At 70.3% G+C, this 20,727-nt stretch carries 21 protein-coding genes; 4 read left to right on the forward strand and 17 right to left on the reverse strand.

Going from position 1 to position 20,727, the window contains the following annotated elements; translation table 11 throughout:
* The first annotated feature begins 21 nt into the window (after positions 1–21).
* Genes QM699_RS11015 through QM699_RS11025 form a run of 3 tightly spaced genes read left to right on the forward strand, consistent with a single transcriptional unit; the run spans position 22 to position 1,039 of the window.
* On the forward strand, positions 22–387 hold the full coding sequence (locus QM699_RS11015; RefSeq protein WP_415011167.1) for a hypothetical protein: 366 nt from the start codon (positions 22–24) through the stop codon (positions 385–387).
* Complete coding sequence (locus tag QM699_RS11020; RefSeq protein WP_415011168.1) at positions 384–743, forward strand: helix-turn-helix domain-containing protein; 360 nt, start codon at positions 384–386, stop codon at positions 741–743. Before QM699_RS11015 ends, QM699_RS11020 begins: the two co-directional genes overlap by 4 nt.
* A gap of 5 nt (positions 744–748) precedes the next feature.
* Entirely contained in the window at positions 749–1,039 is a 291-nt protein-coding gene (locus tag QM699_RS11025; RefSeq protein WP_415011169.1) for a hypothetical protein, read from the forward strand.
* Positions 1,040–1,385: 346 nt separating this feature from the next.
* Here the strand turns inward: QM699_RS11025 and QM699_RS11030 are convergent, their stop codons facing one another.
* From QM699_RS11030 to QM699_RS11080, 11 genes are all read right to left on the reverse strand, one after another.
* Positions 1,386–3,554, reverse strand: a complete 2,169-nt coding sequence (locus QM699_RS11030) for a malate synthase G (RefSeq protein ID WP_415011170.1) — start codon at positions 3,552–3,554, stop codon at positions 1,386–1,388.
* A 111-nt stretch (positions 3,555–3,665) separates the two neighbouring features.
* Positions 3,666–4,742 carry a BMP family ABC transporter substrate-binding protein gene (locus tag QM699_RS11035; protein WP_415011171.1) on the reverse strand — a complete coding sequence of 359 codons (1,077 nt, stop codon included), beginning with the start codon at positions 4,740–4,742 and terminating at the stop codon, positions 3,666–3,668.
* A gap of 26 nt (positions 4,743–4,768) precedes the next feature.
* Positions 4,769–5,692, reverse strand: a complete 924-nt coding sequence (locus QM699_RS11040; RefSeq protein ID WP_415011172.1) for an ABC transporter permease — start codon at positions 5,690–5,692, stop codon at positions 4,769–4,771.
* Entirely contained in the window at positions 5,689–6,744 is a 1,056-nt protein-coding gene (locus tag QM699_RS11045; protein ID WP_415011173.1) for an ABC transporter permease, read from the reverse strand. The genes QM699_RS11040 and QM699_RS11045 overlap by 4 nt, the downstream gene beginning before the upstream one ends.
* On the reverse strand, positions 6,737–8,290 hold the full coding sequence (locus tag QM699_RS11050; RefSeq protein WP_415011174.1) for an ABC transporter ATP-binding protein: 1,554 nt from the start codon (positions 8,288–8,290) through the stop codon (positions 6,737–6,739). The genes QM699_RS11045 and QM699_RS11050 overlap by 8 nt, the downstream gene beginning before the upstream one ends.
* A 28-nt stretch (positions 8,291–8,318) precedes the next feature.
* A complete protein-coding gene (locus QM699_RS11055) occupies positions 8,319–9,620 on the reverse strand; it encodes an NCS2 family permease (RefSeq protein WP_415011175.1) in 1,302 nt (433 codons plus the stop codon).
* Positions 9,621–9,685: 65 nt separating this feature from the next.
* Positions 9,686–10,501, reverse strand: coding sequence for a xanthine dehydrogenase accessory protein XdhC (xdhC, locus tag QM699_RS11060; protein ID WP_415011176.1), 816 nt, complete (start codon positions 10,499–10,501; stop codon positions 9,686–9,688).
* Positions 10,498–12,837: a xanthine dehydrogenase molybdopterin binding subunit gene (gene xdhB, locus QM699_RS11065; protein ID WP_415011177.1), complete on the reverse strand. Its 2,340-nt coding sequence runs from the start codon at positions 12,835–12,837 to the stop codon at positions 10,498–10,500. Before xdhB ends, xdhC begins: the two co-directional genes overlap by 4 nt.
* Positions 12,837–14,294, reverse strand: coding sequence for a xanthine dehydrogenase small subunit (xdhA, locus tag QM699_RS11070; RefSeq protein WP_415011178.1), 1,458 nt, complete (start codon positions 14,292–14,294; stop codon positions 12,837–12,839). The genes xdhB and xdhA overlap by 1 nt, the downstream gene beginning before the upstream one ends.
* A gap of 442 nt (positions 14,295–14,736) precedes the next feature.
* On the reverse strand, positions 14,737–14,964 hold the full coding sequence (locus QM699_RS11075) for a DUF1150 family protein (RefSeq protein WP_415011179.1): 228 nt from the start codon (positions 14,962–14,964) through the stop codon (positions 14,737–14,739).
* An 11-nt stretch (positions 14,965–14,975) separates the two neighbouring features.
* The gene (locus QM699_RS11080) at positions 14,976–15,395 is read right to left on the reverse strand and encodes an Hsp20 family protein (protein ID WP_415011180.1); all 420 of its coding nucleotides are present in this window, start codon (positions 15,393–15,395) and stop codon (positions 14,976–14,978) included.
* Between the two features lie 171 nt (positions 15,396–15,566).
* On the opposite strand from QM699_RS11080, the gene QM699_RS11085 reads away from it, so the two are divergent.
* The gene (locus tag QM699_RS11085) at positions 15,567–15,794 is read left to right on the forward strand and encodes a YdcH family protein (protein WP_415011181.1); all 228 of its coding nucleotides are present in this window, start codon (positions 15,567–15,569) and stop codon (positions 15,792–15,794) included.
* Positions 15,795–15,943: 149 nt separating this feature from the next.
* On the opposite strand, the gene QM699_RS11090 is transcribed toward QM699_RS11085, so the two are convergent.
* From QM699_RS11090 to pcaD, 6 genes are read right to left on the reverse strand one after another with little or no spacing between them, the layout of a single operon-like run.
* Complete coding sequence (locus tag QM699_RS11090; RefSeq protein ID WP_415011182.1) at positions 15,944–17,269, reverse strand: lyase family protein; 1,326 nt, start codon at positions 17,267–17,269, stop codon at positions 15,944–15,946.
* Positions 17,266–18,105: a 3-keto-5-aminohexanoate cleavage protein gene (locus tag QM699_RS11095; RefSeq protein WP_415011183.1), complete on the reverse strand. Its 840-nt coding sequence runs from the start codon at positions 18,103–18,105 to the stop codon at positions 17,266–17,268. The genes QM699_RS11090 and QM699_RS11095 overlap by 4 nt, the downstream gene beginning before the upstream one ends.
* A gap of 10 nt (positions 18,106–18,115) precedes the next feature.
* Entirely contained in the window at positions 18,116–18,742 is a 627-nt protein-coding gene (gene pcaG / locus QM699_RS11100; RefSeq protein WP_415011184.1) for a protocatechuate 3,4-dioxygenase subunit alpha, read from the reverse strand.
* 3 nt (positions 18,743–18,745) lie between these two features.
* On the reverse strand, positions 18,746–19,504 hold the full coding sequence (gene pcaH, locus QM699_RS11105; protein ID WP_415011185.1) for a protocatechuate 3,4-dioxygenase subunit beta: 759 nt from the start codon (positions 19,502–19,504) through the stop codon (positions 18,746–18,748).
* Positions 19,501–19,899 (reverse strand): 4-carboxymuconolactone decarboxylase, encoded by a 399-nt coding sequence (gene pcaC / locus QM699_RS11110; protein ID WP_415011186.1) that lies wholly within the window; start codon positions 19,897–19,899, stop codon positions 19,501–19,503. Before pcaC ends, pcaH begins: the two co-directional genes overlap by 4 nt.
* Positions 19,892–20,686, reverse strand: a complete 795-nt coding sequence (pcaD, locus tag QM699_RS11115; RefSeq protein WP_415011187.1) for a 3-oxoadipate enol-lactonase — start codon at positions 20,684–20,686, stop codon at positions 19,892–19,894. The genes pcaC and pcaD overlap by 8 nt, the downstream gene beginning before the upstream one ends.
* Positions 20,687–20,727: the final 41 nt, after the last annotated feature.

Genomic DNA, 20,727 nt, shown 5'->3' on the forward strand with positions numbered 1-20,727 from the left:
GATTCACACGCTATATTCCCGATGACGGTGCGGCGGCGGGTCGCGCCGGTGCCCGGCGTCGAGGAGGCGGTGTTGCAGGATTTCGTGGCGGCCCCGGTGGATTGCCTCGACGGCGCGCACCTGCTGCTCGAGGAGCTGGAGATGCAGGAGCCCGACCTCGACGAGCGCTGCGGGCTGCTCGACGGCGCCCATGAGGTCTATGCCCTGCGGGTGCCGCGTTGTGCCCGGCTGCGGCTGGCGATCTCCATCGACCGCCGCGCCGACGCCTTCGGCCCGGTCACGGTGCACGGGCTGGTGCCGAGCACCGCCCGGCCGTGCGACGCCAGCCGGCGCCTCGCCGAGGCGCACTTCCACCTGATCGCCCCGGTCTGGGAGGCCGCGAGATGACCGAAACGACGCCCCCCCCGACCTTTCGCGAGCGCATCGAGCAGGCCCGCCCCGACGTGGCCGGGCGCGCGACGGGCAATGAGGTGAAGCGCAAGCTCGCGCTGGCGCTTCGCGCGCTGCGCAAGGAGCGCGGCCTTACCCAGAAGGACATCGAGGCGCGCTCCGGCCTGTCGCAGTCGATGGTCTCGCGGCTGGAGGCACCGACCGGCGCGCTGCCCAACTGGGAGACCGTGACGCGCTATGTCGCCGCCTGCGACGGCCACATGCTGCTCGGCTTCTCGTTGCAGCGCATCGACGAGGCGGCCTTTCTCGGGCGCGCCGACGCGCCGAGGGCGGTCTCTGCCGTGGCGGTCTGATCCGCGTGCCCGCCGAGTGGTGGCTGAACCTCGCCGCCTTTCTCGGGGTCGCGGTTCTGGCCGTTCCGGTCTGGTCGCTCAACCTTCGCAAGAAGCGCCTGCAGCGGATCCGCGACGCCGACGCCGCCGGCGACACCGACGAGAGCTTTCGCCGGCGGGTCCGGGCGATCCTGCGGGACAGGCGCGAGCGCGACGTGGCCGAATGGCGGCGCGTCGACGAGATTCGTCTCGCCGGGGGCTATCTGCTGGTCTTCGGCAGCGCCGGCCTCCGCCTCGCGCTGCCGCTGGTGGGATAGGCGACGTCGCACCCCGCAAAGAAGCGCCTCGGCGGGTCGCCCCTCGAAACGACGGAGAAAGACGGATTTGGCGGGTGACAAATCCGTCCGCGATCGCCCCTGCGGGGGGCGAGCGCGCTTCCGCGCTCGCCGGGGCGATCCCGGCCGGATGGCGCCGGACGGAGAAATCTGCACCCCTCGCGGCTTTCGACTGGTCGAAAGCCGCCCGCCCCGGAAAACGCTCCACTGGAGCGTTTTCTTGTCGGGGTGCAACTCGCGGGCGGGCCCGCTTCGGTCAATCGGAGCCGGGCTTCGTTACACCCGACCAGACGGAAGCTTCTACCCCCGCACGTTCACCCCTGCCCCGTCACCGATCGAGCGCCTTCCGCTCCCGCCGCCGTGCGTGCAGGATCGGCTCGGTGTAGCCGCTCGGCTGCTCGGTGCCCTTGAACACGAGGTCGCGCGCGGCCTGAAACGCGATCGAGGCGTCGAAGTCGGCCGCCATCGGGCGATAGGCCGGGTCGTCGGCGTTCTGCCGGTCGACGACCACCGCCATCCGGCGCAGCGTCTCCTCCACCTGCTCGGGGGTGCAGATGCCGTGGCGCAGCCAGTTCGCCATGTGCTGCGCCGAGATCCGCAGTGTCGCCCGATCCTCCATCAGTGCCACGTCCTCGAGGTCGGGCACCTTGGAGCAGCCGACGCCCTGGTCGATCCAGCGCACCACATAGCCGAGCAGGCTCTGGGCGTTGTTGTCGAGCTCGCGGCTCACCACCTCCGCCGACCAGTTCGGGCGCACCACCACGGGCGGCGTCAGGATGTCGTCGAGGCGCGCGGGCGCCCGGCCGCGCAGACCCGCCTGCACCGCGGGCACGTTCACCCGGTGATAGTGCGTGGCGTGCAGGGTCGCCGCGGTCGGTGACGGCACCCAGGCGGTGTTCGCGCCGGCCGCCGGCTGCGCGCCCTTGGTCTCGAGCATTCCGGCCATCAGGTCGGGGGCCGCCCACATGCCCTTGCCGATCTGCGCGCGGCCGGGGAAGCCGGCGGCGAGGCCGACGTCGACGTTCTGGTCCTCGTATGCCTTGTACCAGGCGGCGCCCTTCATCTCGCCCTTCGGGATCGCCGGGCCCGCCTCCATCGACGTGTGGATTTCGTCGCCCGTGCGGTCGAGGAAACCAGTGTTGATGAAGACGATGCGCTCCTTCGCCTCGCGGATCGCGGCCTTGAGGTTCACCGTCGTGCGGCGCTCCTCGTCCATCACGCCCACCTTCAGCGTGTTGCGCGCGAGGCCGAGCGCGTCCTCGATGCGGCCGAACAGCTCGACCGCGAAGGCGACTTCCTCCGGCCCGTGCATCTTCGGCTTCACGATGTAGACCGAGCCCTCGGGCGAGTTCGCCCGCCGGCCCTGCGGACCGACGTCGTGCAGCGCGATCGCCGCCGTCACCATGCCGTCCATGATGCCCTCGGGGACCTCGCGGCCCTCCGGGTCGAGGATCGCCGGGTTGGTCATCAGGTGGCCGACGTTGCGCACGATCATCAGCACGCGGCGGCGCACCTCGACCGTCGAGCCGTCGGGCGCGCGATACGGCGTGTCGGCGGCGAGGCGGCGCACGAAGCTGCGGCCCGCCTTCTGCACTTCCTCCGAGAGGTCGCCCTTCATCAGGCCGAGCCAGTTGCGATAGACCACCGTCTTGTCGTCGGCGTCGACCGCGGCGACGGAGTCCTCGCAATCCATGATCGCGGTGATCGCCGCCTCGACGAAGACGTCCGATATGCCCGCCGCGTCGTCCCTGCCGGTGGGCGTCGAGGGGTCGACGACGATCTCGATGCCGAGGCCGTTGTTGCGCAGCAGGATGCGCTTCGGCGCCGCCGGATCGTCGAGGGAGCCCGCGAACTGCTCCGGCCGGCGCAGGCCGGTCGAGCCACCGGCACCGAGCGCGAGAACGAGGCGGCCATCCGCGACCGAAAGCCCCGTCACCGCCCGCCAGTCCGCATCCTCGAGCGGCGCGGCGGTGTCGAGGAACTCCCGCACCCAGTCGATGACCGCACGGCCGCGGGCGGGATTGTAACCCCTGCCCTTCTCGCGGCCCTCGGTCTCGGGGATCGCGTCGGTGCCGTAGAGCGCATCGTAGAGCGAGCCCCACCGGGCGTTCGCGGCGTTCAGCGCATATCGCGCGTTCATCACCGGCACGACGAGCTGCGGGCCGCAGATCGTGGCGATCTCCGGGTCGACGTTCGCCGTTTCGATCTCGAAATCAGGGCCGGGATCGACGAGATAGCCGATCTCGGTCAGGAAGGCCTTGTAGGCCGCCATGTCCGACGGCATGCCGTTCGACCGATGCCAGTCGTCGATCGCCGCCTGGAGGCGGTCGCGCGTCGCGAGCAGCGCGCGGTTCTTCGGCGAGAGGTCCCGCACGATCTCGGCGAACGCCTGCCAGAACCGATCCGCGTCCACCCCGGTGCCGGGCAGCGCCTCGGTCTCGACGAAATCCGCCAGCACCGACGCCACCGCGAGCCCCGCGCAACTCACCCTCTCCATGTCACGACCTTCCAAGATTGCCTCGGCGCCCTTAAGCCGCAAGCGTCCGGCGAGGTCAATTCGCGGTCGACCATGGTCGACCGCGAAGCACCTTCAGCCCTGCGCGCCAGCTCAGCTCTGCACGCCGGCGACGTACCAGTCGAGCGCCAGCAGCGTCGGATCGTCGAGCGTCGAGCCGGCCGGCAGCTTTTCCGTGCCCTTCTGGTCGACGATCGGGCCGGAGAAGATGTTGACCGATCCGTCGGCCTGGCCGTCGCGCATGGCCTCGGCCGCCTTCACCACCTCGGCGGGGATGCGCTCGTTCCACGGCGCCATGCGCACCATGCCGGCCTTCAGCCCGCCCCACACCGAGCCGGTCTGCCACGTGCCGTCGAGCACCGCCTGGATGCGGTCGATGTAATAGCCGCCCCAGTGGTCCTCGATCGCCGTCAGGTGCGCCTTCGGCGCGAAGGACGACATATCCCAGGCCTGCCCGAACGCCATCAGCCCGCGCTGCTCCGCGGCCTGCAGCGGCGCCGGCGAATCGGTGTGCTGCGACAGGATGTCGGCGCCCTGGTCGAACAGCGCCTTGGCCGCGTCGGCCTCCTTGGCCGGATCGTACCAGCTCGACACCCAGACGACCTTGGTCTGGAAGGCCGGATTGACCTTCTGCGCGGCGAGCGTGAAGGCGTTGATCCCCATCACCACTTCGGGGATCGGGAACGACGCGACATAGCCGCCGATGCCGGTCTTCGACATGTGCCCGGCGATCGTGCCGCAGACCGCGCGGCCCTCGTAGAAGCGGGCGTTGTAGATCGCGAGGTTGGGTGCGGTCTGGTAGCCGGTGCAGTGCTCGAACTTCACGTCCGGGTAGCGCTTGGCCACCTTCACCGTCGGGTTCATGAACCCGAACGACGTGGCGAAAATCAGCGTGTTGCCGTCGTCCGCAAGGTTCTTCAGCACCCGCTCGGCGTCCGGGCCCTCGTCAACGTTTTCGACGTACGTCGTCAGAACCTTGTCGCCGAAGTGCGCCTGCGCCTCCTTGCGGCCCTGCTCGTGGGCGAACGTGAAGCCGAAGTCTCCGACCGGCCCGACGTAGACGAAGGCGACCTTCAGCGGATCGGCCGCGAGGGCGCGCCCGGCGAACGGCAGCGTCGCTGCCGCTGCGCCACCGGCCTTGAGCAGGCCCCTCCGGGTGATGAGCGTCATGCTGTTTCTTGTCTCCCTGTTGTCGTTCATGCGCTCGGCCGGAACGGTTGGCCGAGGCAGGCCGGTGCCGCCGCTCCGATCGACCGGCGCGCCGAGATCAGGGCGAGCACGAGGATCGTCGCGAGGTAGGGCAGAGCCGCGAGGAACTCCGGTGAAACGATATTTATGCCCGCCGCCTTGGCGTGCAACTCGAAAGTCATCACAGCACCAAAGAGATAGGCCCCGGCCAGCAACCTCCACGGGCGCCACGCCGCGAATACCACCAGCGCGAGAGCAATCCACCCGCGACCGGCCGTCAACTGCTCGGCCCACATCGGCGTCTGCACCATCGAGTAGTAGCAACCCGCGAGCCCGGCCATCGCCCCGCCGAAGGCCACCGCCGCGTAGCGCGTGCCGATCACGGAATAGCCGATGGAATGGGCCGAATGGTCGTTCTCCCCCACCGCCCGGAGGATCAGGCCCGCACGCGAGCGGGAGAGGAACCACGCCACCGCCGCCGTCATCGCGAGCGAGGCATAGACCAGGATCGAGTGTCCGAATACCAGCCGCAGCAGCGGGTCGCCGGCCAGCATCGGCGGAAACACCGGGCCGAGCGGGGCGATGGTCTTTCCGACGAAGCTCTCGCCGATCATCGACGACAGGCCGATGCCGAAGATCGTCAGCGCGAGCCCGGTCGCCACCTGATTCGACGCGAGCGTGATCGTCAGCACCGCGAAGATCATCGACGCCGCCACCGCCGCCAGCATCGCCGCGACGAGCCCGAGCGCCGGCACCCCGGTCGCCGAGGTCACGGCAAAGCCGGTGACGGCGCCGACCAGCATCATCCCCTCGACCCCGAGGTTCAGCACGCCGCTCTTTTCCACCACCAGTTCGCCCAGCGCGGCGAGGAGCAGCGGCGTCGCCGCGCCGATGACCGTCATCAGGATCGAGACCGCCAGCGCCTCGGTCATGCGCCGGCCCTCCGTCCGAAGCGGAATCGCCAGCCGACGAGGATGTCGGCCGCGAGCAGGAAGAACAGCATCATCGCCTGAAAGACCCCCGTCGCGGCGGAGGGCAGCCCGAGCGAGGACTGCGCCGCCTCGCCGCCCACGTATGTCACCGCGAGGATGACGCCGGCCGCGAGGATGCCGAGCGGGTGCAGCCGGCCGAGGAAGGCGACGATGATCGCGGTGAAGCCATAGCCGGTGGGAAACGCCGGCACCATCTGGCCGAAGGGCCCCGCGGCCTCGAAGATGCCCGCAAGTCCGGCCAGCCCGCCGCCGGCAAGCAGCGCCAGCCAGATCGTGCCGTTCCGGCTGAACCCGCCGTAGCGCGCCGCCATCGGCGCCGCCCCCACCACGCGCACCTGATAGCCCACCACCGTCCGGGCCATGACGAACCACGCGACGAGCGAGACGACGAGCGCCAGCGGCACGTTGAGATAGCCGATCCCCGGCAGCAGCGGCAGCATCTGCGCGTCGGTGAACAGACGGGTCTGCGGGAAGTTGAAGCCGTCGGGGTCCTTCCACGGGCCGTTCACGAGATAGTAGAGCAGCTGCACCGCGACGTAGGTGAGCATCAGGCTCGACAGGATCTCGTTGACGTTGAGCCGCGTCCGCAGGAACGCCGGGATCGCCGCCCAGGCCATGCCGGCGAGGACCCCGGCGAGGCACATCGCGGGCAGGATCCACCAGCCCGTCATCTCCCACGTGGCGAGCGCGACGCCGGTGCCGGCGAGGCCGCCGACGATGTACTGGCCCTCGGCGCCGATGTTCCAGACGTTGGCCCGGAAGCCGATCGAGAGGCCGGTCGCGATCATCACCAGCGGCGCGGCCTTCAGGCCGAGGTCCTGCCACTTGCGCGGCGTGACCAGCGGATCGACGAAGATGGCGCGCACCGCCGCAAACCCGTCGTAGCCGAGGGCGGAGAACACCAGCCCGCCCACCACCATCGTCGCCAGCACCGCGAGGACCGGCGCGAGCCAGACCATCGTCCGGCTCGGCTCCTTGCGCCGTTCAAGCACGCTCTACCTCCCGGCCAGTCTCGTCTTCGCCTGCCCCGCCATGCACCCCGCCCATCAGCAGGCCGATCTCGTCGATGGAAATCTCGCCGACCGCGCGCTTCGGCGACAGCCGGCCCTCGTTGATGACGGCGAGCGAGTCGGAGATCGCCAGCAATTCGTCGAGGTCCTGGCTGATGACGACGATCGCCGAGCCGCGCGCCGCGAGATCGACGAGCGCCTGATGGATCGCGGCGGCCGCGCCGGCGTCGACGCCCCAGGTCGGTTGCGCCACCACCAGCACCTCCGGCACCTGCAGCACCTCGCGGCCCATGATGAACTTCTGCAGGTTGCCGCCCGAGAGCGAGCCCGCCGTCGCGCGCGGCCCCGTGGCCTTGACCGCGAAGGTGCGGATCACCTCGTCGGCGTAGTCCCGCGCAATGCCGCCGAGGATCACCCCCTGGCGCACCATGCCCTTGCGATAGCGCGCGGTCAGCACCGCGTTCTCGGCCAGCGTGAAGCCCGGCACGGCGGCGTGGCCGTTGCGCTCCTCCGGCACCGCCGCGAGGCCGAGACGGCGGCGCGCGGCGATCGGCAGGCTGCCGACCGGCCGGCCGTCGAGGCGGATCGCACCCGCATCCGCGACCGGCGTCTCGCCGGAGAGCGCGAGCAGCAGCTCGTTCTGGCCATTGCCGGCGACGCCGGCGATGCCGAGGATCTCGCCGGCGCGCACCGCGAACGACACCTGCTTCAGCGCCACATCGAAATCGCCGCCGCCCGCGAGGTGAAGGCGCTCGACCACCAGCTTTTCCGCCCCGAAGCCCGTGCCCGGCGCCTTTCGCACATCCTTCAGGCTGCCGCCGATCATCATCTCGGCCATCGAGCGCGGCGTCTCCTGCGCCGGCACACAGCTGCCGACCACCCGCCCACCGCGCAGGATCGTCGCCGCGTCGCAGAGCGCGCGGATCTCGTGCAGCTTGTGGCTGATGTAGAGCACCGCGCAGCCGCTGGCGGCGAGGCTGCGCAGCGTGCCGAACAGCTGCTCGACCTCCTGCGGGGTCAGGACGCTCGTCGGCTCGTCCATGATGAGCAGCTTCGGCTCGAGCAGCAGCGCGCGCACGATCTCGATGCGCTGCCGCTCGCCGACCGAGAGGGTCGAGACGGTGCGGTGCGGATCGAGCGCCAGGCCGTAGCGCGCCATCACCTCGCGGACCCGCGCCTCGAGCGCCGCGGCCGACAGCCGCTCGTCGAGGCCGAGAGCGATGTTCTCGAGCACGGTCATCGGCTCGAACAGCGAGAAGTGCTGGAACACCATGCCGATGCCCATCGCCCGCGCCGCGCGCGGGCTGGCGATGCGCACCGGCGTGCCGTCGAAGACGATCTCGCCGGCGTCCGGCTGCTGCACGCCGTAGATCATCTTCACGAGCGTCGACTTGCCCGCGCCGTTCTCTCCGAGCAGCGCGTGCAGTTCGCCCGGGCGAACCCGGAAGCTCACGTCGTCGTTCGCGAGCACACCGGGAAACGCCTTGGTCACACCGCGCAGCTCGAGGCGATTGGGGTCCGCCGTCATCCTCGAGCTCCCGCGTTTGCCCCTGCCGCTACTCCGCGAAGAAGGCGAAGCGGATCAGGAATAGCCCGGCCACGAGCCAGGTTGCCAGATGAACCTCGCGCGCCCGGCCCGTCGCCGCCTTGATGACGGCATAGCTGATGAAGCCGAAGGCAAGGCCGTTGGCGATCGAGTAGGTGAACGGCATCATCAGCGCGGTCAGCGCCGCGGGCGCCGCGTCGGTGATGTCGTCCCAGTTCACATCCACCAGCTCGCGCATCATCAGGCACGCGACGTAGAGCAGCGCCGGCGCCGTGGCGAAGGCCGGCACCGACCCTGCGAGCGGCGCGAAGAACAGCGCGAGCAGGAACATGGCCGCGACGGTGACGGCGGTGAGCCCGGTGCGCCCCCCCGCGAGCACGCCCGAGGCGCTCTCGACGTAGGCGGTGGTCGACGACGTGCCGAGCAGCGAGCCCGCGACGATCGCCGTCGAATCCGAGAGCAACGCCTTGCCGAGCTGCGGGTTGGCGTGGCCGGGGCCCTCGGTCAGCAGGCCGGCGCGCTTTGCCACGCCGATCAGCGTGCCGGTGGCGTCGAACACCTCGACCAGCACGAAGGTGAGCACGACGTGCAGGATGCCGGCCGAGAACGCGCCGACGATGTCGAGCTGGAGGAACGTCGGCGCGATCGACGGCGGCGGCGCCATGATGCCGCCGAACGGGCTGATCCCCGTCACCATGGCAACGACGGTGATGGCGAGGATGCCGATCAGGATCGCGCCCTTCACCTTCAGCGCATCGAGCGCCGCGATCAGGAAGAACCCGACCATGGCGAGCAGGGGTGCCGGCGCCGTCATGTGCCCGAGGGTGACGAACGTCGCCTCACTCGCCACGACGATGCCGGCGCTCTTCAGCGCGATGATGCCGAGGAACATGCCGATACCGGCCGCCACCGCGCTTCGCATCGAGTGCGGGATGCCCGCCACCAGCCAGCGCCGCACGCCCGTCACCGTCAGGATCAGGAAGATGCAGCCCGAGATGAACACCGCGCCCAGCGCCTGCTGCCAGGTGAAGCCCATCGCGCCGACGACGCCGAAGGCGAAGAACGCGTTCAGCCCCATGCCCGGCGCCATGGCGATCGGCCAGTTGGCATAGAACCCCATGATCGCCGAGCCCAGCGCCGCCGCGAGGCAGGTCGCCACGAAGACCGCCGAGTGGTCCATGCCGGTCGTCGACAGGATCTGCGGGTTGACGAAGATGATGTACGCCATCGTCAGGAAGGTGGTGATCCCCGCCACCACCTCCGTGCGCACGCTGGTGCCGTGCGCCTTCAGTCCGAAAAGACCTTCGAGCATTCTCAACCTCACTGTCGCTGTCTGTTGCCGCGCCGCCCTTGTCCCGAGGCGGTCGCGCTCTCGTCTCAGGCCGTTACCAGCGTGCGTGCCATCAGCGCGGCGAGGATTTCCGCCGCGACGAACGCGGCGATCACCTCCGGCCGCTTGTCGGGTCGCCCCGCGGCGCCGATCGGCGACACCAGCTCCGCGGGCGACGGCGCGTCCTCCGTCCTCGCCAGCCACCGCTCGAACGTCACGCGCTTGGTGCGCGAGCCGATCATGCCGACATAGCGCGCGTCCCGCCGCGCCAGCGCCTCGCGCGCGATCAGGAAATCGAGCGCATGGTCGTGGGTCAGGATCACGAACGCCGACCCCGGCGCCGCGCCCGCCACCTCCGCCTCGGGCAGCGCCGTCTGCACCGTCTCGACCCGGGGTGGTGCCAGCGCAAGCTCGCCCGCCCGCTGGTCGATCAGCACCGGCCGCACCGGCAGCAGCGCCAGGGCCGCGGCGAGCGCGCGGCCCACATGTCCCGCGCCGAAGATCAGCACCGCGGGCAGCGCGCGATACTCCCGCTCCGCCATCGCCGCGAGCCCGGCCCAGCCGGACGGGTCGAGCCGGCGGCAGCCGAGCACCGTGCGCCCGCCGCAGCACTGGCCGATCTCCGGCCCGAGCGGAATGTCGAGCGTCTCGGCGTCCGCGCCGCGCGCCAGCATCGCGCGCGCCGCGTCGATCGCCATGTATTCGAGCTGTCCGCCGCCGATCGTCCCGAGGGTCGTCTCCGGGGTGACGACCATCCAGGCGCCGCTCTCGCGCGGCGTCGATCCCCTTGCCTCGGCCACCTCGACGAGCGCCGCGGCCGTGCGCGCGCGAAAGCCCGAGACCTCGCCCGGACGGACGGTCACGCCTCCCTCCCCGCCAGCCGGTCCATCGCCCGGAGCACCCGCTCCGGCGTCGCCGGCGCATCGAGCCGCGGGCACTCGGCATAGCCGGCCAGGCTCGCCACTGCCATCGACAGCGCCTCGAGCACCGAGATCCCGAGCATGAACGGCGGCTCGCCCACCGCCTTGGACCGGCGGATGGTCGGCTCCTTGTTCACCGACCACTCGGCGAGGCGCACGTTGAAGATCGCCGGCCGGTCGCCCGCGAGCGGGATCTTGTAGGTCGACGGCGCGTGCGTCCTGAGCCGGCCCTTGTCGTCCCACCACAGCTCCTCGGTCGTGAGCCACCCCATACCCTGCACGAAGGCGCCCTCGACCTGCCCCTTGTCGACCGCCGGGTTCAGCGAGCGCCCGACGTCGTGCAGGATGTCCGTCCGGTCCACCACGTACTCGCCCGTCAGCGTATCGACCGAAACCTCCGAGACCGCCGCGCCATAGGCGAAGTAGTAGAACGGCCGCCCCTTGCCCGCCGCGCGGTCCCAGTGGATCTCCGGCGTCTTGTAGAAGCCCGCGGCCGAGAGATGGACCCGCGCCATGTAGGCTTCCTTGACGAAATCGTCGAACGCCACCCGCCGGTTGCCGACGAGCACGGCGTTCGGCTGGAACACCACCTGGTCGCGGTCGACGGAATACTTCTCGGCCGCGAAGTCGATGAGCCGGTCCTTGATCTGCTGCGCCGCGTTCTCGGCGGCCATGCCGTTCAGGTCCGACCCCGACGACGCCGCCGTGGCCGAGGTGTTCGGCACCTTCGCCGTCGTCGTCGCGGTGATCTTCACCCGGTCGAGGTCGATCTGGAACACGTCGGCCACCACCTGCGCAACCTTGGTGAAGAGGCCCTGCCCCATCTCCGTGCCGCCGTGGTTCAGGTGGACCGATCCGTCGTTGTAGACGTGCACCAGCGCGCCGGCCTGATTGTACCAGGTCGCGGTGAAGCTGATGCCGAACTTCACCGGCGTCAGCGCGATGCCCTTGCGGATCACCCCGCCCTTCGCGTTCCAGTCGATGACCGCCTGCCGCCGCGCGGCGTAGTCGGTGCTCTCCACCAGCTCGTCCACCACCCGGTCGATGATGTTGTCCGTCACCGTCTGGTGGTACGGCGTGACGTTGCGCTCGCCCTGCCCGTAGAAGTTGGCACGCCGCACCTCCAGCGGGTCCTTGCCCAGCGCGTAGGCGATTTCCTCCATGATCCGCTCGGCGATGATGAGCCCCTGCGGGCCGCCGAAGCCGCGGAAGGCGGTGTTGGAAACCGTGTTGGTCTTCATCGGCTTCGACCGCAGCCGCACCGCCGGATAGAAATAGGCATTGTCCGCATGGAACAGCGCCCGGTCCGTCACCGGCCCGGACAGGTCCGCCGAAAAGCCGCAGCGCGCCGCGAACGTGCCGTCGACCGCGAGGATGCGCCCGTCGTCGTCGAAGCCGACCTCGTACTCGTTCAGGAAGTCGTGGCGCTTGCCCGTCGCCACCATGTCGTCGTCGCGGTCGGGGCGCAGCTTCACCGCGCGCCGCCACTTCTTCGCCGCGATCGCCGCGACGGAGGCGAAGATGTTCGGCTGGGTCTCCTTGCCGCCGAAGCCGCCGCCCATGCGCCGGACGACGATCGTCACCGCGTTCGACGGCACGCCGAGCACGTGGGCGACCATGTGCTGCACCTCGGAGGGGTGCTGCGTCGAGGAATAGACCGTCACCTCGTCGTCCTCGCCGGGCACGGCAAAGGCGATCATCCCCTCGAGATAGAAGTGATCCTGCCCGCCCACGCGCATCGCGCCCTTGAGCCGGTGCGGCGCGGCCGCCATGGCCGGCTCCACCTCGCCGCGCTCGAGCTTCAGCGGCTCGGTCACGAAGGGATAGTTGGCCTTCATCGCCTCGGCGACGTCGGTCACGAACGGCAGGTCGCGATAGTCCACCTTGGCGAGCTTGGCCGCGCGCCGCGCCTGGTCCCGCGTCTCGGCGATCACCGCGAACATCTGCTGCCCGTGGAACTCGACCTTGCCGGTGGCGAACAGCGGGTCGTCGTGCTTGCCGACCGGGCTGATGTCGTTGTGGCCCGGCACGTCGGCCGCGGTCAGCACGCCGATGACCCCCGGCGCCGCGCGGACCGCCGCGAGGTCCATCGAGACGATCTCCGCGTGCGCCCGGTCGGAGAGCCCGAGATAGGCGTGCAGCGTCCCCGCCGGCTCGGGGATATCGTCGGTGTACTCCGCCAGCCCCGTCACGTGCTTGTGCGCCGAGTCATGCCGCTGCGACAGGTGAACCCCGCCGCGGATCGCCTCCGCGCCGATCTTTTCCGCGATCTTCTGCATCACGCCGTCTCCCGCACGAGCCGCACCGTCTCGCCCGTGCTCTCCAGATAGAACCGCCGCAGCAGGTTCGCCGCCACCCGCGCGCGATAGCCCGCGCTCGCCCGCCAGTCGCTCAGGGGCGCGAAGTCCTGCGCCATCGCCGCCTCGGCCGCCGCCACGGTTTCGAGCGTCCACGGCCGCCCGACCAGCGCCGCCTCCGCCGCCGCCGCCCGCTTCGGCGTCGCGGCCATCCCGCCATAGGCGAGCCGCGCCACCTTCACCAACGTGCCGTCGAGTTCGACATGAAAGCCGCAGGCGACCGCCGAGATGTCCTCCTCGCGCCGCTTCGACACCTTGTAGGCGGCATTGAGCGTGCCGGCCGGCGGCTTCGGCACGTGGAGGCTCTCGACGAACTCGCCCGGCTCGCGGTCCTGCTTGCCGTAGGCGATGAAGTACGCCTCGAGCGGCACCGTCCGCCGCGCCGCGCCCTTGCGCAGCGTCACGCTCGCGCCGAGCGCGATCAGTGCCGGCGGCGTATCGCCGATGGGCGAGCCGTTCGCCACGTTGCCGCCGACGGTCCCCATCACCCGGACCTGCCAGCCGCCGATGCGGCGCCAGTACTCCGAGAGATGCGGAAACTCGGCGTCGAGCACCGACTGGAACTCGTCGTAGCTCACGCCTGCGCCGATCGTGACGCCTGAGTCCGTCACCTCGACGCCCTTCAGGCCGGTCAGGTGGGCGATGAACACGGCCGGGCTGATGTTGCGCATGAACTTGGTGATCCAGAGGCCGACGTCGGTCGAGCCCGCGACCACAGTCGCCTTCGGCCGCGCGGCCAGCACGTCGGCGAGGTCGTCGACGCTCGCCGGCACGATCACCTCGTCGTCGCCGCTGCGGATCTCGACGCGCGCGCCGTCGTCCATCGTGGCAAGCCGCGCCAGCACGTCGGCGCGCTCGGCGGCGAGCTTGTCTTCGGCCGCCGATCCCTCGATCGACTGCGCCGCCTTGATGATCGGCAGATAGCCGGTGCAGCGGCAGAGGTTGCCCTGCAACGCCTCCTCGATCTCGGCGACACCCGGCCGCGCCTTGCGCATCCAGAGCGCGTAGAGCGACATGACGAACCCGGGCGTGCAGAAGCCGCACTGGCTGCCGTGGTAGTCGACCAGCGCCTGCTGCACCGGGTGCAGCTCACCGTTCGCTCCGGCCAGATGCTCGACCGTCACCACATGCGTCAGGTCGAGCGAGCCCATGAGCCGGATGCAGGCGTTCACCGGCTCGTAGACCAGCCCCTCGCCCACCCGCCGGCCGACCAGCACCGTGCAGGCGCCGCAATCGCCCTCGGCACAGCCCTCCTTGGTGCCGCGCAGGTGCCTCGCGAGGCGCAGGTGATCGAGCAGGCTGTCGGAGGACCTGACGGCGCTCAGCCGCTCCTCCCGGTCGTTGAGAAGAAATCGGATCTCGTTGCGTACCGCGGTCAAGCTTGGGCCTCCTTGCAGTCCAGCGGGCACCCTCCGGCGCGAGCGCGGGATCCGGTGCGGTCAGTCAACTGCGGAAATCCTGCACACCGCAACACCGAACCTCGCCCGGCGCCCGAAAAAGCGCCGTTGTGCCGCAGGTGCGCGCAGCGTGAGCAGACGCCAAAGGCGTGCTCCCAAATTTCCGCCATTTCCGACCTCCCGGGCGATCTGCCGTCGCCGTCAAACCGCTCAATTCTGCCACAGCGGGCGCAGAGCGATAGCCGGAAGAACCCGGGGAGTGTTTCAAACCCAGTTTGAAAATGAGGCCGTCACGCCCACGTGCGCGACGCCAATGTCGTCCAGAAAGAATGCTGCCGCCGGAAACTCTCCGGCGGCGACTTCACCTCGCGCTCGCCAGATCAGGCGGCGGGCCCGGACGCTCCCGCGCCCGGGCCTCTGCCCGTCAGTGGACGCTGACCGGCGAGAACTCGTTCTGCCGGGCGACGACGAACGCCTGCGCGCGGTCGGGGACCAGCGCCAGCACCTCGCCGGTTGCGGCATGGATCGCATAGAGGTGGTCGACGCCGACGGTCTGCGCCCGGATCTTCTCCGGCAGATCGGCGGTCTTCACCTCGCGGACGTAGACGATGCCCTTGCTCGCTTCGGCGGGAAGGCTCGGAAAATCGGTCATGGTGGCCTCCTTCAGGGTTTCTTGCCGTTGATCGCAATCGTGCGCACGACGGTTTCGGGCACGGACCGGGCCAGGTCGATGTGCAGAAGCCCGTTCTCCAGGGCCGCCCCCACCACCTCGACGCCGTCTGCCAGCACGAAGCTGCGCTGGAACTGGCGCGCCGCGATGCCGCGGTGCAGGAACGTCCGGCCTTCGCCGTCGTCGCCCTGTCTCCCCCGGATCACCAGCTGGTTGTTCTCGAGGGTGATTGCCAGATCATCCTCGCCGAACCCGGCCAGCGCCAGGGTGATGCGATAGGACGCGTTGCCGCGCTGCTCGATGTTGTACGGCGGGTAGCCGTCGCTCCCGGATTTCGCGGTCCTTTCCACCAGCCGGTCGAGGTTCTCGAACCCGAGCAGGTGGGGATGCGAAGCGAAAGTCACCTTGGTCATTCTCGATCGAGCCCTTGTTCTCAAGCGACTTGGTCAGCGGGGTCCCGGATCGGCGGCCCCGTCCTGCAAGACATGGGGGCCAGCGGGCAGCGAGACAAGGGCCTCGACGCACTAGCCGCGGCGCGGGTCGGTGCGGTATAGAAGGGCGAGCCAAGGGGAGACGCCGAGCCGATGAACCGCCCCCAGACCCCGCAGACCATGCCGCGCGACGAGGTTCTCCGGGTGAAGCTCGAGCTTCTGCAGCGCGAGCATCGCGACCTCGACGACGCGATCACGGCGCTGCACACCGAGGGCCGGGCCGACCAGCTCACGCTCCGGCGCCTGAAGAAGCGCAAGCTGGTGCTGAAGGACGAGATCCAGCGGCTGAGCGACGAGATCACGCCCGACATCATCGCCTGACGCGGCCGTTCGGACACCCGGCAGGCCGGACCGGCCGGCACTCGACACGACACGAAGTCCGACGCCCGGCGGGAGGCGTCAGGCGGCCGATGCCTGCGCTCGCACGTGCAAGGACCGGGCGCGACATGCCCCGGCGCGCGGAAGCGTGCTCACCCCCTGCCCGAGGCGACGATTTCCCCCGCCGCATCCGCGATCCGCGGCGCGTCGCCGACGCCGTGCGCCGGATCGAGCAGCGCCGGCCAGTCCCGGCCCGGCGCGGCAGCGGCGAGCGCGGCCGCCAAGGTGCCGTCGCGACCGGCGGCCTTCACGGCGGCCGTCACCAGCGCCTGCGCCTCCGGGCGCGGCATCTCCCCGGCCAGCGCGAACACCGCTGCCTCGGCCATCATCATGCCGCGGTCGCCGGCGAACGTGCGGGCGATGCGGTCGGGGTGGGGCTTCAGCGTCTCGGCCAGCGCGAGGCCATGGCGCAGGGCGGCGCCGGCGGCGACGGCCATCTGCGGCAGCGTGAACCATTCGAGGCCGAGCGCGGTGCCGTCGCGCTCCTCGGCGTGAACCATCGCCTGCGCCAGCGTGCCGAGATTGCCCGCGGTGACGCGGGCGAGCGCGACCAGCGCCTCCGGCACCACCGGGTTCGCCTTGTGCGGCATGGTGGACGAGCCGCCGCCGCTGCCGGCCGTGACCTCGCCGATCTCACTCTGCCCGAGCAGGATCAGGTCCATGCCGATCTTGCCGAGCGAGCCGGTGACGAGCGCGAACCAGCTGCCGAGTTCCAGCATCGTGTCGCGCGCGGCGTGCCACGGCACGGGCGACGCCCCGAGGTCCAGCGCGTCGGCAAGGCCGGCCACGACCGCCTCGCCCTTGCCCTGCAGCGCGGCGTTGGTGCCGGACGCGCCGGCCAGCGACACGCGGAGAAGCCGCGGGCGCAGCTCGGCCAGTCGCACGCGATGCCGCACCAGAGGCGCGGTCCAGACGGCGAGCTTGGCGCCGAGCGTGGTCGGGGTCGCGACCTGAAAGCGGGTACGCGCCGGCAGCACCGTATCGCGGTGCGAAGCCGCGGCACGCGCCAGCGCCCGGGTCAGCGCATCGAGGCGGGCGTCGAGCAGGTCGAGCAGCGGGCGCAGGCGCAGCACGAGGCCGGTGTCGACGACATCCTGGCTGGTCGCGCCCCAGTGCACCCACTGGCCCACCTCGGGGGCGAGCTGCGCGCGGAACTCCTTGACCAGCGCCGAGACGGGGACGCCGGCCGAGGCAAAGCCCGCCGCGAGGCTCGCGGGCGGGATGATGACGGTGCCGGCCGCCGCCGCGATGGCGCGGCCGGCCTCGTCGGGGATGATGCCCAGGGCCGCCTCGACGGACGCGAGCGCGCCCTCGACACGGAGCATGGCGCGGACCTCGGCCTCGCTGGCGAAGAGCGCCGCGACCTCGGCGTCGCCGTAGAGGCCGGCGGTGATCTCGCCGTCGAAGGGAGAGATCATGCCGCCGCCTTCACCTTGAGGCCGAGGATGTCGCGGGCCTGCTGCCAGGTCGCGACCGGGCGCTGGTGCTTCTCGCAGAGCTCGACGGTCTTCCTGACCAGCGCGGCGTTCGACGCGGCCAGCTCGGTCTTCGAGATCCGCAGGTTGTCCTCGAGCCCGGTGCGGCAGTGCCCGCCAGCGGCGATGCACCACTCGTTCAGCACGATCTGGTTCGGGCCGATGCCGGCCGCGCACCACTGCGCGCCGGGCGCGATGCGGTTCACCGTCTCGATGTAGAAATCGAAGGTCGGCCTGTCGACGGGCATGGCGTTCTTCACGCCCATGACGAACTGCACGTAGAGCGGCCCCTTGATCCGGCCGTCCCGCGCCATCGCCGCCGCCTGATGGATGTGGCTGAGGTCGAACGCCTCGATCTCCGGCTTCACGCCGTACGTCAGCATCTCGGACGCCAGCCAGTCCACGAGGTCCGGCGAGTTGTCATAGACGCGCGTCGGAAAGTTGTTCGACCCGACCGCGAGGCTCGCCATGTCGGGCGCGAGCGACAGCATCCCGCCGCGCTCGCGCTCGGCGCCCGAGCGCCCGCCGGTCGAGAGCTGGACGATGAGGCCCGGGCAGTGCTTGCGCAGCCCTTCGAGTAGGCGGCCGAACTTCTCGGGGGAGGAGGTCGGCGTCTCGTCGTCGTTGCGCACGTGGCAGTGGGCAATGGACGCCCCGGCCTCGAACGCCTCGTGCGTGCTCTCGATCTGCTCGGAGACGGTGATCGGCACGGCGGGGTTCATCGACTTCCTGGGGAGGCTGCCGGTGATCGCGACGCAGATGATGCAGGGGTCGGCCATGGCTCGCCTCTCAGATGTCCAGGAACACGGTTTCGTTCTCGCCCTGAAGGCGGATGTCGAAGCGATAGACCGGGCTGCCGTCGCGCAGCTCGCGCCTGGCGATCAGGGTGCCGCGGCGGTTCTTCTGCTCGATGAGGTTCAGCACCGGGTCCTTGTCGTTCGCTTCCGTCTCGTCGTCGAAGTACATCCGGGTGTTGAGCCCGATGTTGATGCCGCGCGCGACGATCCAGAGGTTCAGGTGCGGCGCCATCGGCCGGGCGTTGCGCCCCGAGACCACCCCGGGCTTCACCGTGTCGAAGGCGAACAGGCCGGTGTCGAAGTCGGAGATGATCCGGCCCCAGCCCCGGAAGCCATCCTCGACGCCCTCGGCGCGCAGGTCGGCCGGGCTCGCGTAGACGCCGGCGGCGTTGGCCTGCCACACCTCGATCAGCACGTCCTTCACCGGGGCGCCGGCCCCGTCGATGACCGTGCCCTCGACGCGGATGCGCTCGCCCGCGGCATTCGGTCCGGCGATGTCGGTGCCAAGCTCGGTCTCGAAGATCTTGAAGCCGGCGGCGCCGGGCGCGAGGCCGATGTGGACGTAGGGTCCGGCCGTCTGGGAGGCGGTTTCCTTGAAGTAGGTCAGCGGCTGCGGCATGGCTCAGTTCCCTTCCAGCCGGTTCTCGAAGAGCGTCGAGCGACGCCCGCGGAGCACGATGTCGAACTTGTAGGCGAGGCAGTCGAGCGGGACCGCGGCGTTGAGATCGAGCGGTGCGATCAGGCGCTCGATGGCGTCCGCGTCGGGGATCGACGCGACGATCGGGCAGTGCGGGATCAGCGGGTCGCCCTCGAAGTACATCTGGGTGATGAGCCGCTGGGCAAAGCCCGAGCCGAACACCGAAAAGTGGATGTGCGCCGGCCGCCAGTTGTTCACCCAGTTGCGCCACGGATAGGCGCCGGGCTTCACCGTGCGGAAGTAGTAATAGCCGCTCTCGTCGGTGAGCGTCCGGCCGCAGCCGCCGAAGTTCGGGTCGATCGGCGCGAGGTAGGTGTCCTTCTTGTGGCGATAGCGGCCGCCGGCGTTGGCCTGCCAGAACTCCACCAGCGTGTTCGGGATGCCCCGGCCGGACTCGTCGAGCACGCGGCCGTGGACGATGATCCGCTCGCCGACCGGCTCGCCGTCGTGGGCGTAGTTCAGGATCAGGTCGTTGTCCAAGGGGCCCAGGTCGGTGTGACCGAACGTCGGGCCGGTGACTTCGGAGAGCGAGTTCTGCAGGCTGAGCAGCGCGAACTTCGGCGACCGGCCGACGCTGGTCTTGTAGTTGGGGGTGAAGGCCGGCGGATGGATCGTCCGGTCCCGCTGGAAGAATTCTCCCGCGCCTTGCGGCGCGTTGGCTCGGAGAATTTCACCTTGCTTCATAACTCCACTCCCATCTCCCGGTAGGTTTGCTTGATCAGTTTCAGCGCATGGTTGGCGGCCGGGACGCCTGCATAGATTGCCACGTGCAGCATCGCCTCGCGCACCTCGTCCGGCGTGGCGCCGGTGTTCGCGGTGGCGCGGACGTGCATCGCCACCTCGTCCCACTGGCCGAGGGCGGCGAGCAGCGCGAGGGTGATGAGCGAGCGGTCGCGCCTGGTGATGTCGGGGCGCGACCAGACCGATCCCCAGGCCGCTTCCGTGATGAGCGTCTGGAACGGCTCGTCGAAGGCGGACTTCGCGGCCTCGGCCCGGTCGACGTGGGCGTCGCCGAGGACGCTCCTGCGGGTCGCCATGCCGGCGTCGTGGCGCGGCGTCGGCGCGAGGGACTCAGCCAAGGCCGTTCTCCTTCAGGAACCGGGTGAGCAGCGCCGCATAGGCGGCGGGCGCCTCGACGCAGGGGATGTGGCCGGCGCCGCGGATCAGCTCGAAGCGGGCGTTCGGGATCGACTCCGCCGTCTCGCGGACCAGATCGGGCGGCGTGGAGCCGTCCGCGTCGCCGCCGATCGCGAGCACGGGCTGGCGGATCGCCGGAGTCGACTCGCGCAGGTCGGTATGGGCGATGGCGGCGCAGCAGCCGAGGTAGCCCGCGAGCGGGGTGCGGGTCAGCATGTTGCGCCAGCCGGCCAGCTCGTCGGCCCGTTCGGCATGGAACGCGCGCGAGAACCAGAGCTTCATCACGGTGTCGGCGATCGAGCCGATGCCGTTGGCGCGCACCGCGGCAATCCGGTCGCTCCAGCTCGCTTCCGTGCCGATCTTGGCGGCGGTGTTCGACAGGACGGCGGCGCGCACCAGATCGGGGCGCTCCACGGCGAGGCCCTGGGCGACGACTCCCCCGATCGAGAGGCCGACGAAGACCGCATCCTTGAAGCCCGTCGCGTCCATCAGCCCGGCGACGTCGGCGACAAGCTCCGCCATCGGATATTCGCCGTCGGGCGCATCGGACAGCCCGTGGCCGCGCATGTCGTAGCGCAGGATCTTCAGTCCGGCAGGAAGACCGGCGATCACCTTGTCCCAGATACGGAAATCGGTGCCGAGAGAGTTGGCGAAGACGAGCGGCAGGCCGTCCGGGTCGCCGGTGACGACATGGTGCAGGCGCACCCCGTTGATCTCGCGCATGTGCATTGTTGTTGTCCTCCCCTTGCCCGATTGATCGCTCATTGCCG

Origin of the sequence: Amaricoccus sp. (assembly GCF_047602525.1) — a bacterium.
In the GTDB taxonomy this organism is placed as follows: Bacteria; Pseudomonadota; Alphaproteobacteria; order Rhodobacterales; family Rhodobacteraceae; genus Amaricoccus.

Coding starts and splice junctions, on each gene's coding strand:
- QM699_RS11015 (WP_415011167.1), top strand. CDS start 22: ATGACGGTGCGGCGGCGGGTCGCGCCGGTGCCCGGCGTCGAGGAGGCG.
- QM699_RS11020 (WP_415011168.1), top strand. CDS start 384: ATGACCGAAACGACGCCCCCCCCGACCTTTCGCGAGCGCATCGAGCAG.
- QM699_RS11030 (WP_415011170.1), bottom strand. CDS start 3,554: ATGGAGAGGGTGAGTTGCGCGGGGCTCGCGGTGGCGTCGGTGCTGGCG.
- QM699_RS11035 (WP_415011171.1), bottom strand. CDS start 4,742: ATGACGCTCATCACCCGGAGGGGCCTGCTCAAGGCCGGTGGCGCAGCG.
- QM699_RS11040 (WP_415011172.1), bottom strand. CDS start 5,692: ATGACCGAGGCGCTGGCGGTCTCGATCCTGATGACGGTCATCGGCGCG.
- QM699_RS11050 (WP_415011174.1), bottom strand. CDS start 8,290: ATGACGGCGGACCCCAATCGCCTCGAGCTGCGCGGTGTGACCAAGGCG.
- QM699_RS11055 (WP_415011175.1), bottom strand. CDS start 9,620: ATGCTCGAAGGTCTTTTCGGACTGAAGGCGCACGGCACCAGCGTGCGC.
- xdhB (WP_415011177.1), bottom strand. CDS start 12,837: ATGCAGAAGATCGCGGAAAAGATCGGCGCGGAGGCGATCCGCGGCGGG.
- QM699_RS11075 (WP_415011179.1), bottom strand. CDS start 14,964: ATGACCGATTTTCCGAGCCTTCCCGCCGAAGCGAGCAAGGGCATCGTC.
- QM699_RS11080 (WP_415011180.1), bottom strand. CDS start 15,395: ATGACCAAGGTGACTTTCGCTTCGCATCCCCACCTGCTCGGGTTCGAG.
- QM699_RS11085 (WP_415011181.1), top strand. CDS start 15,567: ATGAACCGCCCCCAGACCCCGCAGACCATGCCGCGCGACGAGGTTCTC.
- QM699_RS11090 (WP_415011182.1), bottom strand. CDS start 17,269: ATGATCTCTCCCTTCGACGGCGAGATCACCGCCGGCCTCTACGGCGAC.
- QM699_RS11095 (WP_415011183.1), bottom strand. CDS start 18,105: ATGGCCGACCCCTGCATCATCTGCGTCGCGATCACCGGCAGCCTCCCC.
- pcaG (WP_415011184.1), bottom strand. CDS start 18,742: ATGCCGCAGCCGCTGACCTACTTCAAGGAAACCGCCTCCCAGACGGCC.
- pcaH (WP_415011185.1), bottom strand. CDS start 19,504: ATGAAGCAAGGTGAAATTCTCCGAGCCAACGCGCCGCAAGGCGCGGGA.
- pcaD (WP_415011187.1), bottom strand. CDS start 20,686: ATGCACATGCGCGAGATCAACGGGGTGCGCCTGCACCATGTCGTCACC.